This window comes from Kitasatospora sp. NPDC004799 (assembly GCF_040609095.1).
Classification (GTDB): Bacteria; Actinomycetota; Actinomycetes; order Streptomycetales; family Streptomycetaceae; genus Kitasatospora.
The window spans coordinates 1-13,508 of sequence record NZ_JBEXJK010000232.1 but is presented as its reverse complement, the minus strand read 5'-3'; the positions used below and the strand labels follow the sequence as shown (position 1 = coordinate 13,508).

General features: G+C 73.4%; 11 protein-coding genes. 4 read left to right on the top strand and 7 right to left on the bottom strand.

Features of this window, described 5'->3' with window-relative positions; all coding sequences use genetic code 11:
• Positions 1-183 precede the first annotated feature (183 nt).
• Positions 184-1,473, bottom strand: a complete 1,290-nt coding sequence (locus tag ABZW03_RS25835; RefSeq protein ID WP_355262808.1) for an MFS transporter — start codon at positions 1,471-1,473, stop codon at positions 184-186.
• A gap of 266 nt (positions 1,474-1,739) precedes the next feature.
• On the opposite strand from ABZW03_RS25835, the gene ABZW03_RS25830 reads away from it, so the two are divergent.
• From ABZW03_RS25830 to ABZW03_RS25820, 3 genes are all read left to right on the top strand, one after another.
• A complete protein-coding gene (locus ABZW03_RS25830) occupies positions 1,740-3,104 on the top strand; it encodes a condensation domain-containing protein (protein WP_355262805.1) in 1,365 nt (454 codons plus the stop codon).
• Positions 3,105-3,138: 34 nt separating this feature from the next.
• Complete coding sequence (locus ABZW03_RS25825; protein ID WP_355262802.1) at positions 3,139-4,248, top strand: alkene reductase; 1,110 nt, start codon at positions 3,139-3,141, stop codon at positions 4,246-4,248.
• Between the two features lie 115 nt (positions 4,249-4,363).
• A complete protein-coding gene (locus ABZW03_RS25820; protein WP_355262799.1) occupies positions 4,364-5,173 on the top strand; it encodes an AAC(3) family N-acetyltransferase in 810 nt (269 codons plus the stop codon).
• 92 nt (positions 5,174-5,265) lie between these two features.
• On the opposite strand, the gene ABZW03_RS25815 is transcribed toward ABZW03_RS25820, so the two are convergent.
• The 6 genes from ABZW03_RS25815 to ABZW03_RS25790 all read right to left on the bottom strand — a co-directional run bounded on the left by ABZW03_RS25815 (position 5,266) and on the right by ABZW03_RS25790 (position 12,103).
• Entirely contained in the window at positions 5,266-6,789 is a 1,524-nt protein-coding gene (locus tag ABZW03_RS25815; protein WP_355262796.1) for a M1 family metallopeptidase, read from the bottom strand.
• A 180-nt stretch (positions 6,790-6,969) separates the two neighbouring features.
• Positions 6,970-8,490 (bottom strand): M1 family metallopeptidase, encoded by a 1,521-nt coding sequence (locus ABZW03_RS25810; RefSeq protein ID WP_355262793.1) that lies wholly within the window; start codon positions 8,488-8,490, stop codon positions 6,970-6,972.
• Positions 8,491-8,696: 206 nt separating this feature from the next.
• The gene (locus ABZW03_RS25805) at positions 8,697-9,569 is read right to left on the bottom strand and encodes a sulfurtransferase (RefSeq protein WP_355262790.1); all 873 of its coding nucleotides are present in this window, start codon (positions 9,567-9,569) and stop codon (positions 8,697-8,699) included.
• A gap of 180 nt (positions 9,570-9,749) precedes the next feature.
• Positions 9,750-10,832: a methyltransferase domain-containing protein gene (locus tag ABZW03_RS25800; protein WP_355262787.1), complete on the bottom strand. Its 1,083-nt coding sequence runs from the start codon at positions 10,830-10,832 to the stop codon at positions 9,750-9,752.
• A gap of 123 nt (positions 10,833-10,955) precedes the next feature.
• The gene (locus tag ABZW03_RS25795) at positions 10,956-11,282 is read right to left on the bottom strand and encodes a hypothetical protein (protein ID WP_355262784.1); all 327 of its coding nucleotides are present in this window, start codon (positions 11,280-11,282) and stop codon (positions 10,956-10,958) included.
• A 155-nt stretch (positions 11,283-11,437) separates the two neighbouring features.
• On the bottom strand, positions 11,438-12,103 hold the full coding sequence (locus tag ABZW03_RS25790) for a polysaccharide deacetylase family protein (RefSeq protein WP_355262781.1): 666 nt from the start codon (positions 12,101-12,103) through the stop codon (positions 11,438-11,440).
• A 426-nt stretch (positions 12,104-12,529) separates the two neighbouring features.
• On the opposite strand from ABZW03_RS25790, the gene ABZW03_RS25785 reads away from it, so the two are divergent.
• Positions 12,530-13,387: an SAM-dependent methyltransferase gene (locus ABZW03_RS25785; protein ID WP_355262779.1), complete on the top strand. Its 858-nt coding sequence runs from the start codon at positions 12,530-12,532 to the stop codon at positions 13,385-13,387.
• Positions 13,388-13,508: the final 121 nt, after the last annotated feature.

The following is a 13,508-nucleotide window of genomic DNA, read 5'->3' as shown; positions in this document are numbered from 1 at the left end:
CCGTGGGCGCTGCCGTGGCGCCCGGTCGGGCTGGTGGCGGCCGGGGCGCTGGCCCTGTCGGCCCTGTGCGCCGCCCCGGCCGCCGCCTGGCTGCTCCGCCACCGCCCGGTCACGGCCGCCGCCCGCTGACAGGGCGGGCCCGGCGCCGCCCCGCGGGCGCGAGTCTGAAGACGGACCCCAGACTCAGCCCGCCGAGGCCGGGGCGGTCGACCGGGCCGGCTCGCCGCCCGCGCCGCCGTCCGCCGCGTCCAGCGTCGCCAGCCGCCGCAGGCTCGCCCGCCGCTGGAGCGCGCCGAGGCCGACGGTCGCCGCGCCGAGCCCCAGCCAGCCGACCGGCCCGGCCGCCATCACCACCCCGGTCAGCAGCAGCGGCCCCGCCGACTTCTGCACCGACTGGGACATCCCGGCGACCCCCAGGTACGAGGCCCGGGCGCCCGGCGGGGCCAGCACGACCGCCAACTCCCACGAACTCACCGAGCGCAGCAGCTCGGCCAGGGTGACCAGGACCGCCGCGGCCAGCAGCGCGACCGAGGCCACCACCGGCCCGGCGCCGGTGGCGAGCGCGATCAGCAGGCAGCCGGCCAGCACCGTCACCCCGTACCAGCGCACCGCCGCGGCCGCCCCGAGCGCTCCGTCCGCCCAGGCCGAGACCCGCAGTTGCAGCAGCACCACGAGCACCGTGTTGAGCACCAGGAAGACCGGGACGACGGCGTGCGGCGCGCCGGTGTGGTGGACCAGCCAGAGCGGCAGGCCCACGTTGAGGATCGAGTCGTCCAGGTTCAGCGGCATGTCCAGCAGGACGAACCGCAGGTAGCCGCGGTCGCGCCAGGGGCTCGGCACCGCGGCCGGCGCCCCGGCCGGCTCGTCACCGGCCTTCGCCGCGACCAGCCCGCGCCCGGACGGCTCCCGGGTGCGCCGGACCAGCTCCGCGGCCAGCAGGTAGGACAGCGCGTTGGCCAGGATCAGCACCCGGTAGGCGGCCGTGGTCCCGACCGCCAGCCCGATCGCCGCGACGCCCGCGCCGAGCGCGTACCCGGCGTTGGCGACACTGCGGAACAGCGCCTGGTAGGTGGCCCGCCGCTCGCCCGCCACCCGGGTCGCGAACAGCATCTCCAGCGTCTTGGCGGCCCGCTCGGCCAGGCAGATCAGGGCCACCACGGGCAGCAGCGCGGTGAAGTCGTCGACCACCAGCAGCAGTCCCATCGCGCCCAGCCGCAGCAGGTGGCAGCCGATCAGCAGCCAGCGCACCGGCGCCCGTTCGGCCGCCCGCCCGGCCAGCGGGGAGCCGGCGATCCCCGCCACCGCGCCCACCCCGAGCAGCAGTCCCAGCTGCCGCGCGTCCATCCCGCACACGTAGGTGAAGTAGAGCACCGAGGCGGCGGCCCACACGCCCGTGCCGGTCCGGTCGACGCCCTGCGCCAGCAGCATGATCCGGGCGTCCCGCCCGCCCGGCGGCCGCCTCAGCTGCGCCAACAGTCCGTTCCCCCGCATGACAGGCCCCCGTGGTGTGCGTCGCGTCCGTCCCGTGGCCGGGACGAGCCGCATGACCGGCATCAATCTCGACATCAAGATACTTCATATCAAGAGAGTTGCGGAACCCCCGAAACGCCGACGGGCCCGACGAGGCCGCGGACCACCTCGACGCACGGCGGACGGTGCGCCACACTCTCCCCAGCAGCACCCGCGCTCCCAACGCACCGGCACGACGAAACGACCACCGCACTACGGAGAGCCGATCGGTGACCACTCGCCAACTGCTGGAGATCGCCTTCTCGTCCGGACGGACCGGGTCCGGCCCGGCCACCTGGGGCCAACGGGCCATCTGGGACGCCGTACGACAGCTGCCGCCGGCCGACGCGCCGCGCTACAACATCGCCACCGCGGCGCCGCTGGACCCGGGGCTGCCGCTGCCCGTCCTGCTCACCGCACTGGAGCGGCTGCTGCACCTGCACGACTCGCTGCACACCCGACTGCTTCCGGACGGGGACGGCGGCCTCCGCCAAGTCATCGACGGTGACGGCACGTTGGACGTCCACCTGCAACCCGCCGGGGAGCACCGGGAGGTGGCCGCGCTCGGCGCCCGGCTGCACGAGGAGCTGGCGGCACAGGGCTTCGACACCGCCACCCAGTGGCCGATCCGGATCGGCGCGGTGACGGCGGACGGGCTGGTCCGGCACATCAGCCTGGTGCTCTCGCACACCGCGGTGGACGGCTCCGGGATGAGCCGGCTGGTCGCCGACCTGTCCGCGCTCTGCCTCGGCCGCTCCCCCGAGGAGCTGGCCGAGCTGCGCCGACGGACCCGACAGCCGCTGGAGGAAGCCGAGTTCCAGACCTCCGAGCGCGGCCTGCGGCGCGACGCGGGGGCCCGCGGGCAGTTCCTTCGCAAGCTCCGCCAGGGCCCGGCCCGGCTCTTCCCGCCGGCCGTCGAACGGCCCGACCGGTTCCCCAACGCGGTGCTCCGCTCCCCCGCCCTGGCCCGGGCCGTCGAGCGGGTGGCGGCCCGGCACCGGGTCAGCACGGGCTCGGTGCTGCTCGCCGCGACGGCCGCGATGACCGCCCGGCTCGCCGGGTCCACCGAGGCCGTGCTGAACGTCGTGGTGAACAACCGCTTCCTGCCCGAACTGGCCGACGCGGTGAGCGTGGTCGCGGGCGACGGGCTGTTCCACCTCCCGGACGCCACGGGTGAGTTCGGCGAGGTCGTGCGCCGCACCCACGCCGCGGCGATCGGCACCTACCGCCACGCGTACTACGACAGGTCGGCCTTGGACGCCGAGATCGCCCGGCTGACCGAGGAGGGGGTCCGACTGGCCGACCGCTCCTGCGTGTTCAACGACACCCGGGAGCTGCTCCCGGCCGCCGCCGACCCGGGCGACGACCGGACCACCCTCAGCTGGCCGGTGGAGTTCGAGCCCCGCCCCGGCCTGACCTACGCCCTGGACGCCCTGCAGTCCGCCGAGGCGCTGAGCCTGGCCATGACGGCGGACCCGTCCCTGCTCCCGCGCCCCGCGATGGAGCGCTTCCTGTACGGCATCGAGGAGTTGATCCTCAGCGAGGCCGGCCCGGACGCCACGGCCCCCGCGCGCGCGACCGCCGGTCTCGCTTGAACCTGACACTGATGTCAGGTTCTACCGTACCGGCATGACCACGACCACCATCTCGCCCCTGCTCACGCCGTACCGCCTCGGCCGGCTCGACCTGCCGAACCGCGTCGTCATGGCCCCGATGACGCGGTACCGGGCCGCCGAGGACGGTACGCCGCTGCCCGTCGTCGCCGAGCACTACGCCCAGCGCGCGAGCGCCGGCCTGATCGTCACCGAGGGCATCTGGCCCAGCCGGCAGGGCCAGTCCGGCTGGCACCTGCCCGGCCTGGAGACGCCCGCGCACGTGGCCGGCTGGCGCGCGGTGACCGAGGCCGTGCACGCCGCCGGCGGGCGGATCGTCGCCCAGCTGATGCACGGCGGGCGCCAGGGCCACCCGCTCAACCGGCTGCTCGGCGACGTCCCGGCCGGCCCCTCCGCCGTCCCCGCCCCGGGCCCGGTGCACGTCAGGGGCGGCGGCAAGGCCGAGGCCGTCACCCCGCGCGCGATGACCCGCGAGGAGATCCACCGGACGATCGCCGACCACGTCGCCTCCGCCCGGCTGGCCCTCGCGGCCGGCTTCGACGCCGTCGAGCTGCACGGCGCCAACTCCTACCTGATCCACCAGTTCCTGGCCGACAACACCAACCTGCGCACCGACGAGTACGGCCCCCGCACCCTCGCCGACCGCCTGCGCTTCCCGATCGAGCTGGTCACCGCCGTCGCCGAGGCCGTCGGCCCCGACCGCCTCGGCCTGCGGCTGTCCCCCGGCAACCCGCAGTTCGGCATGTACGAGGCCGACCCGGCACCGGTCTACCGCGCGCTGCTCGCCGAACTGGACGGCCTCGGACTGGCCTACCTCCACCTCACCGACAACGACGACTACCCGGCCCTGGCCGACCTGCGCCCGCGCTGGTCCGGCCCGCTGATCGGCAACGTCGGCGAGAACCGCGCCGCCACCGACCGCGAGCGCGGCGAGGCGGTGCTCACCGCAGGCCTGGCCGACCTGGTCTCCTACGGCCGCGCCTTCATCGCCAACCCCGACCTGCCGGAACGGTTCGCCGTGGACGCCCCGCTCGCCCCCGTCGACCCGACCCACCTCTACGGCCAGGAGGCCACCGGCTACACCGACTACCCGCGCCTCCCGGCCGGCCACCCGGTCGCGCGCTGAAGCGGTCGCGGCGGAGGTGCCGAAGGCCCCCGTCCTGACCGGTTGTCAGTGCCACCCGCTATGGTCGGCCCCGAACGATCCGGCACCAACGGCACCACCGTCACCAGGGGGCACCATGACCACACCGGGCACCGGCCCGCTCACCACCGCCGACCTCGTCGAGGGCTGGCACCGGGTGGGCGTCCGGGCGGGCATGTCGCTGATCGTGCACTCCTCGCTCTCCAGCCTCGGCCGGGTCGAGGGCGGCGCGGCGGCCGTGGTGGCCAGCCTGCGCGAGGCGGTCGGGCCCGGCGGCACCGTCGCCGCGCCCACCTTCACCACCGGCACGGTCTGCGACCCGGCCCCCAGGCACAGCGGCCCGCCCGGCCCGGAGGTCGCCGAACTCCGGGCCGCCGTCCCGCTGTTCCACGCCGAGCTGCCCTCCGCCATGGGCGCGGTGGCGGAGGCGCTGCGCGCGCTGCCGGAGAGCCTGCGCAGCACCCATCCGCAGGTCTCGGTCGCCGCCGTCGGCGCCCACGCCCGGGAGGTCACCGCCCGGCGCTCGCTCGGCTTCGCCGTCGGCCGGGAGTCGCCGTTCGGCGCGCTGCACGACCTCGGCGGGTACGTGCTGCTGGTCGGCGTCGGCCACGACCGCAACTCCCTCCTGCACTATGCCGAGACCTTCGCGCCCAACCGCCGGCTCAAGCTCCGCCGCTTCCCGATGGCGATCCAGGGCGAGCGGGTCTGGATCGAGGCGCCGGACGTGGGGGACGACAACGGCACCCACTTCCCGGTCGTGGGGCGGGAGTTCGAGGAGCGGGCGGGCATCCGCGAGGTCCTGGTGGGCAACGCGCCGTGCCGCCTGCTCCCGGTCCGCGACCTCATACCCTTCGCCGTGCGCCGCCTCACCGAACTGCTGGCGGCGGACGGCCCGGGAGCGGCCTAGCCTCGGGAACGGCCTGGCCTCGGGAACGGCACGGGCCGGGCCGACGGCCCCGCGCCGTACGCGCGGAGCCGCCGGCCCGGTCCCGCCTGCCGTCAGCGCCGGGCGTCGTGCACCGAGGCGGCCTCCTGGATCTTCTTCCAGGACTTCGGCTCGGCCGGCAGCTGCCCCGCGTCCGCGCCCGGCGCCGGCGAGGCCGCGGCCGCGGCGCCCGGCGGCACCGGCCCGACGGCCGGCTTGCCCGGGGTGAACAGCCAGGTGTTCAGCAGGTCGCCGAGCTTCTTCCCGGAGACCTTCTCCGCGTACGCCTGGAACTCCGGGATGGTGGCGTTCCCGTAGCGGCGCTCGGTCGGCCAGCCCTTCAGGATCCGGAAGAACTTCTCGTCCCCGACGGCGTTGCGCAGCGCCTGGATGGCCACCGCACCGCGGTAGTACACCGCGCCGGCGAACTGGTTCTCCTCACCCGGGTCGCCCGGCTTGACGCTCCAGAACGGGTCGTCGGCCGGCCGCGAGGCGTAGATGTAGTCGGCCAGTTCCTGCGCGGTGCCCTCGTTCTCGTGCTCGGACCAGAGGAACTGGGAGTACTGGGCGAAGCCCTCGTTCAGCCAGATGTCGCTCCAGCGCGAGATCGAGACGCTGTCCCCGTACCACTGGTGGGCCAGCTCGTGCACGACCACCTGGGTGTTGGAGCCCCTGGTGAACAACCCCTGGCCGTAGCTGACCCGGGTTTGGGTCTCCAGGGCGCCGCCGGACGGGGTGTTGGCGACGTAGCCGCCCACGGAGCTGAACGGGTACTCACCGAAGTAGCCGCTCAGCCAGTCCACCAGCTCACCCGTGCGCTCGATGCTCGCCCGCGCCGCGGCGCCGTTCTCCCCGAGGTCCTTGCTGTACGCGTTGTAGACCGGCAGCCCGCTCGCCGTGGTGTCCCGGGTGACGTCGAACTTGCCGATCGCCAGGGTGGCCAGGTAGGTCGCCTGCGGCTTGTTCTCCCGCCAGCTGTACCGGGTCCAGCCCGCCTGCGAACTGGTGCCGGCCAGCACACCGTTGCTGATCACCTGGTTGCCGTCCGGCACCAGCACCGAGACGTCGAAGGTGGCCTTGTCGCTCGGGTGGTCGTTGCTCGGGTACCACCACGCGGCCGACACGGGCTCGCCGGCCACCACCGCGCCGTCCGGGGTGCGGCGCCAGGCGGAGTAGCCGCCGTACCGCGTCACGGTGGACGGCACGTCCTTGTAGCGCACCACCACGGTGGCCTGGCTGCCCTTGGCCAGCGGCCGGGCGGGGGTGATCTCCAACTCCTGGTCCCCGCTGGCGGCGAAGGTCGCGAGCCGCCCGTTGACCCGCACCTCCGAGACCTTCAGCGCGAAGTCCAGGTTGAACCGGGAGAGGTCCTGGGTGGCGGTGGCCAGAATGGTGGTGGTGCCCTCCAACTCGTCGGTGGCGGGCTGGTACTTCAGCCGGATGTCGTAGTGCGAGACCCGGTACCCCCCGTTGCCGAAGGTGGGGTAGTACGGGTCCCCGACGCCGTCCGCGCCGGGTTGGAAGCCGGCCGCCGAGGCCGGTACGGCCAGGAACAGGCTCAGGGCACTGGCGGCGGAGACGATCAGCCTCTTGCGCACGTGGTCCTCCAGGAATCACCGGATTGACGGGGTTGCACCGATCCTTGTCCCGACGACGCCTCCTCACGACCCGATCGTCAGATCTTCATGAGAAGAAACGCGCCGACATGACGGCGGACGGCCCCGCGGCAGTACCGCGGAGCCGTCCCACCGTCCGCTGCTCGGGCATCCGACCGGACGTCAGCGCTCGCCCTCGTGGACGGAGTTGGTCTCCTGGATCTTCTTCCAGGACTTCGGCTCGGCCGGCAGCCGGCCCGCGTCCGCGCCCGGCGCCAGCGAGGCCGCGACGGCGGTGCCCGGCGCCACCGGCCCGACGGCCGGCTTGCTCGCGGTGAACAGCCAGGTGTTCAGCACGTCCCCGAGCGGCTGGCCGGAGATCCGCTCCGCGTACGCCTGGAACTCCGGGATGGTGCCGTTGCCGTAGCGGCGCTCGGTCGGCCAGCCCTTCAGGATCCGGAAGAACTTCTCGTCCCCGACGGCGTTGCGCAGCGCGTGGACGGCCACCGCGCCGCGCTCGTACACGGCGCTGGAGAACTGGTTGTCCGGGCCCGGGTCGCCCGGCTTGATGGTCCAGAACGGGTCGTCGGCCGGGTGCGAGGAGTAGACGTAGTCGGCCAACTCCTGCGCGGTGCCCTCGTTCTCGTGCTCCGACCAGAGGAACTGGGCGTACCGCGCGAAGCCCTCGTTCAGCCAGATGTCGCTCCACCGGTTGAGCGAGACGCTGTCCCCGTACCACTGGTGGGCCAGCTCGTGCACGACGACCGAGGCGTTGGAGCCGCGCGCGAACTGCCGGGGGCTGTAGAAGATCCGGGTCTGGGTCTCCAGCGCGTAGCCGGTCGGCACGTTGGGGACGTAGCCGCCGATGGAGCTGAACGGGTACTCGCCGAGGTAGCCGCTCAGCCAGTCCACCAGCTCGCCGGTGCGCTCCACGCTCGACCGGGCCGCGTCGGCGTTGTCGCCCAGGTCCTTGCTGTACGCGTTGTAGATCGGCAGCCCGCTCGGCGTGGTGTCCCGGGTGACGTCGAACTTGCCGACCGCCAGGGTGGCCAGGTACGTCGCCTGCGGCTTGTTCTCCCGCCAGCTGTAGCGCGTCCAGCCGGCCTGCGAACTGGTACCGGCCAGCACACCGTTGCTGATCACCTGGTTGCCGTCCGGCACCAGCACCGAGACGTCGAAGGTGGCCTTGTCGCTCGGGTGGTCGTTGCTCGGGAACCACCACCAGGCCGATTCCGGCTCGCCCGCCGCCACCGCGCCGTCCGGGGTGCGCAGCCAGGCGGTGAACCCGTACTTCTTCACCGTGGACGGCACGCCCTTGTACCGCACCACCACGGTGGCCTGGGAGCCCTTGGCCAGCGGCCGGGCGGGGGTGATCTCCAACTCCTGCTCGCCGCTGGTGGCGAAGGTGGCGATCCGCCCGTTGACCCGCACCTCCGAGACGTTCAGCGCGAAGTCCAGGTTGAACCGGGAGAGGTCCTGGGTGGCCGTGGCGAGGATGGTGGTGGTGCCCTCCAACTCGTCGGTGGCGGGCTGGTACTTCAGCCGGATGTCGTAGTGCGAGACGTCGTAGCCGCCGTTGCCGTAGGTCGGATAGTAGGAGTCACCGACACCCGGCGCACCGGGTTGGAAGTCGGCCGCCGAGGCGGGGACGGCCAGGAACAGGCTCAGGGCACTGGCAGCAGAGACGATCAGCCTCTTGCGCACGTGGTCCTCCAGGATCACCGGAACGATTGGGTCGGATCGATCCTTGTCCCGGAAGCCCCTGCTCCACTCCCCCATTGTGAGATGTTCATGAAAAGATACGCACCGCAATGACGGCTTCGCAGCGTCGCCGCGCGCCCGTCACACCACCCCATCCGCCCCACCCGACCCACCCGTGGGCAGGCGCCCCTCACGCCCCGAGCGCCCCCTCACGCCCCGAGCGCCACCGGCGCCCGCACCAGCGAGCCGTACTCCGTCCACGAGCCGTCGTAGTTCTTCACGTGCGGGTACCCGAGCAGCTCGGTGAGCGCGAACCAGGTGTGCGCCGACCGCTCGCCGATCCGGCAGTAGGCGATCACCTCGCGCTCCGACTCCACGCCCCGGCCCCCGTACAGCGCCCGCAGCTCCTCCGCCGAACGGAACGACCCGTCGTCGTTGGCCGCCTGCGACCAGGGGATGTTGACCGCCCCCGGGATGTGCCCGGGCACCTGCGCCTGCTCCTGCGGCAGGTGCGGGGGCGCGATCAGCTCGCCCCGGAACTCGGCCGGCGAGCGGACGTCCACCAGCACCGCGTCCGCCCCGGGCTTGGCGAACACCTCCGCCTTGGCCAGCACCTCGTCCCGCAGCGCCCGCAGCTCCGGCCGCTCGGGCCCGCCGAGCCGGTAGCCGGTGTGCTGGTAGTCCATCACCTCGGGGGTGAGCTCCCGGCCCTCCAGCTCCCACTTCTTGCGCCCGCCGTCCAGCAGCCGCACCGGCCCGAAGCCGCGCAGCCGCAACAGCCAGTAGGCGTAGGCGGCGAACCAGTTGTTGTTGCCGCCGTAGAGCACCACCGTGGTGTCGTCCTCCACCCCGGCCGACCGCAGCAGGTGCTGGACGCCGTCGCGGTCGACGTAGTCCCGGCCGACCTGGCTGTGCAGGTCGGTGCTCCAGTTCCAGCCGACCGCGCCGGGGATGTGGTCCCGGTCGTAGGCCTGCGTGTCCTCGTCCACCTCGACGACCCGGATCGTGCCGTCGTCCAGGTGGTGGGCCAGCCATTCGGTGCGGACCAACGCCTCGGGGTGCGCGTAGCCGTTGCCGGTCATCCCAGGCCCTCCTTCGCTCTGCCCAGGCCGCCGCGCCCGACCACGGGCACAGCGGGCCGCACGACGACGGCAGGCGCAGGGGCACGGCGAGGCGCCGGCGACCGGGCCGGACAGTTCGAACCTACGCCGCCCGTCCGGCCCGGGCCACCCCGGCCGCGGAGGCGCCGACGGCCCCGCCCGTCAGCCCTTCCCCGCGCCGTCCAGCCGCGCCACGTAGTACAGGTTCAGCACGTCCCCCTCCACCCGCTTCGCCTCGACCGACCGGAACCCCGCCTCCGCCAGCATCCGCCGGGCGGTCTGCTCGCCCCAGACCGTGCCGAGCCCCTCCCCGCCCTCGCCGAGCGAGACCGTCATGCAGTAGAAGGTCGAGAAGGTGTAGAGCGCGGGCGCCAGCGGATGGTCGATGTTCTCCGCCAGCTCGCTGCTGGCGGCGATGTCGCCCATCAGGAAGACCCCGTCGGGCCGCAGCGCGCCCGCGACGGCGGCCAGCGTACGGGTCGGGCGGGCCAGGTCGTGGATCACGTCGAAGGCGGTGACCAGGTCGTACTCCCCGGTCAGCCCGGCCGAGTCGGCGACCTCGAAGCGGGCATTGGTCAGGCCCAGTTCGGCCGCCGCCGCGCGGGCCGCGGCGATCCCCTCGGCGGAGATGTCGATGCCGGTGAAGCGGCTGCGCGGGAACGCCCGGGCGAGCACCGTGACGGCGTGCCCCTGCCCGGTGCCGATGTCCACCGCGTCGATCCCGGCCCGCAGCCGCTCGGTCAGCCCGTCCACCACCGGCACGATCCCGTCCACCAGCGCCAGGTCGTACACCCGGGCGGTCTCCTCGGCCTGCAGCCGCTGGAAGCGCGGGTACGCCGAGTAGGGCATCCCGCCGCCGGTGCGGAAGTGCCCGATCAGCTCCTGCTCGACCTCGCCCATCATCGCGAGGAAGGGCATCATCCCGGCCAGGTTGTCCGGTCCGGCCGCCCTGGTCAGTGACGCCGCGTGCTCGGGCGGCAGCAGGTAGCGGCGCGCGTCGGGGTCGTACTCCACGAAGCCGGCCACGACCATGCAGCCCAGCCACTCGCGCACGTACCGCTCGTCGAGCCCGGCGGCCCGCGCGATCTCCTCGCCGGTCGACGGGGGGAGCCCGGCCATCACGTCGAACAGCCCGGTCTGGTGGCCGATGCTGGTCATCAGCCCCAGACAGGCGTCGTTGAGGACCTGCAGCACGCGCCCGCCGAAGGCCTCCTGCTCCACCGCGTCCAGTTCCCGTACGGACATGACTTCCTCCTCCGCGGCCGGGACGGCGCCCCCTCCCCAGTCACGCTACGCCACTCACCCGAACGGCCCCACAGGAAGTGCGGCAGGGCCGTTCTGCTGGACGGGTCCGCGGTGACCGTGCGCTCAGGAGAAGACCACGGAGCGCAGCTTCAGCCGGTCGCCGAGCTTCCTGCCCGGGTTCATGACGTAGTAGGTGTCACCCTCGCAGCCGAAGTCCAGGTACACCGTGGCCGTGGACCGGGTGAGGTTCTCCGGCGCGTAGGCCGGCTGCTCCTGGGTCGCCTCCGGGATGTCGAGGCACTCGCCGCTCGGCGGGTTGAACAGCCCGCTCGTGTACCCGGGGGCGACCTTGTAGCGGAATTCGCCCTGGGCGGCGTTGGCGGAGACCGGAACGGCGACGACGAGGGCGATGGCGCTGGCGGCGGCGAGCACGGCGTTGCGGAGGCGCATGGGTGAGGGCCTTTCAGGTGGTACGCAGCGGTACCCGGTGAATTGATGCGAGATCACCCTAGAGGCCCAAAAACCGCAGAAACGGTTCTTCCAATCCACCCTTTTGGGTGGTTTAAAGGTTGAAGCCGATACCCGCCGCCACTCGAAAAACTGACTCAGTTCGGCGGAGCCGTGAAGTAGTACCCCGAGTCGACCAGCACCGGCAGGTACGCCTTCAGCGCCGCCACCGTCTGCGACCGGTCCCCGCCGCCGTCGTGGTTGAGCACGATCGACCCGGGCCGGACGCCCTTGAGGATCCGGTCGATGATCGCCGACGTCCCGGGCCGGGCCCAGTCCCGCGGATCCACCGACCAGGCCATGTTCCGCATCCCGAGGTCGGCGGCCACCCTGAGCGAGTCCGCCGACCAGTCCCCGCCGGGCGCGCGGAACCAGGTCGGCTGCCGGCCGGTGGCCCGGTGCAGCAGGTCGGAGGTGCGCTCCAGCTCGTCCCGCACCTTGGCCTCGGACAGGTGCCGCAGGTCCGGGTGGGTCCAGGTGTGGTTGGCGATGTGGTGGCCGCGGTCCGCGATCTCCCGCACCAGGGCGGGGTGCTCGGCCGCGTTCTCGCCGATCAGGAAGAACGTCGCCCTGATCCCGTACTGCTCGAACAGCGCCAGCACGGTCGGCGTGTGCCGGGGGTCCGGCCCGTCGTCGATGGTGAGCGCCACCACCTTCCGCTCCGGGTCCAGGTCGTACACCGGCTTGGTCTCCGCCTCGGTGAGCACCCGCCGCACGGGCACCGCACTCGGCGCGGCGACCGAGGGAGCGGCGGACGCCGGCACCGCACTCGGCACCCCCTCCGGAGCCGGGGCCGACGCCGGGGCCGACGCCGCGGCCGGTGCCGCTCCCGGCCCCTCCGGCGCCCCTCCACCCCCCGCCGGAGCGGACGGAGCCGCGGCACCACCCTCCCCACCACTCAGGGTGCTCCGACATCCGGTGGCCACGCCCAGCAGGGACATACCGGCCGCAACCAGCAACAATCTGCGCGAAGTAATCTGACGATCTGACAGCATTGTCGATGCATCCCCCGGCCGTCACCCCCGCTCCCGGCCGCAACTCCGACGGCCCCGATCACCACTCCGACGGCCCAAGAGCACGCCCTCCCGACGCTTTTCACGGATCTTCCCCGACCGGACGCTCCACCTCCCCTCCGGACCGCTACGCTGTGCCTTCCCCAGTGTGATGATCTGCCATCAGAGGACGTGGCCATGACGACAAGTCAGGACTTCCCCCACCAGGGCCCGCAGGACGACGCCGCCGAGCTCAGCCAGTGGGAACGTTTCGGCGTCGACACCACCGCCCCGCACTCTGCGCGCGTGTACGACTACTGGCTCGGCGGGAAGACCAACTTCCCCCCGGACCGCGCCATGGGGCAGGCCATCGAGCAGGCCGTGCCGAGCGTCAAGGCGATGGCCAAGGCCAACCGGGCCTTCCAGGGCCGGGCCGTGCGCTACCTGGCCCGGGACCTCGGCATCCGCCAGTTCCTCGACCTCGGCACCGGCATCCCGACCTCGCCGAACACCCACGAGATCGCCGAGGCGGTCAGCCCCGGGACCCGGGTGGTCTACGTCGACAACGACCCGATCGTGCTGGCCCACGCCCGCGCCCTGATGGTCTCCAGCCCGGCCAGCCGCACCACCTACATCCACGCCGACCTGCGCAAGCCCGAGGAGCTGTTCGCCGACCCGGCGCTCACCGCCACCCTCGACCTCACCCAGCCGGTCGGCCTGCTGATGATCGCCGTCCTGATGCTGATCGCCGACGAGGACGACCCGTGGGGCCGGGTCGCCGCCCTGCGCGACGCCCTCCCGGCCGGCAGCTGCATCGCGCTGACCACCCCCACCCCGGACTTCGACCCGGAGGCCGTCGGCAAGGTCGCCGAGGCCGCCCGGGCCGGCGGGATGACCCTGGTCCCCCGCGGCTACGACGACGTGGTCCGCTTCTTCGACGGCTGGGACCTGGTCGAGCCGGGCGTCGCCCCGGTCCTGGCCTGGCGCCCGGACGGCGAGCCCCCGGCCGACCCGAAGGCCGCGTACTACTGGGGCGGCGTCGCGATCAAGCGCTGACCCCACCGGGTGGGGGGGGCCCCCGCCGGCCCCCCCCCCCCCCCCCGCCGCCCCCCCCCCCCCCCCGGCCCCCCCCCCCCCCCCCCCCCCGCCCCGGGGGGGGCGGGCAAGAACGCGGAGG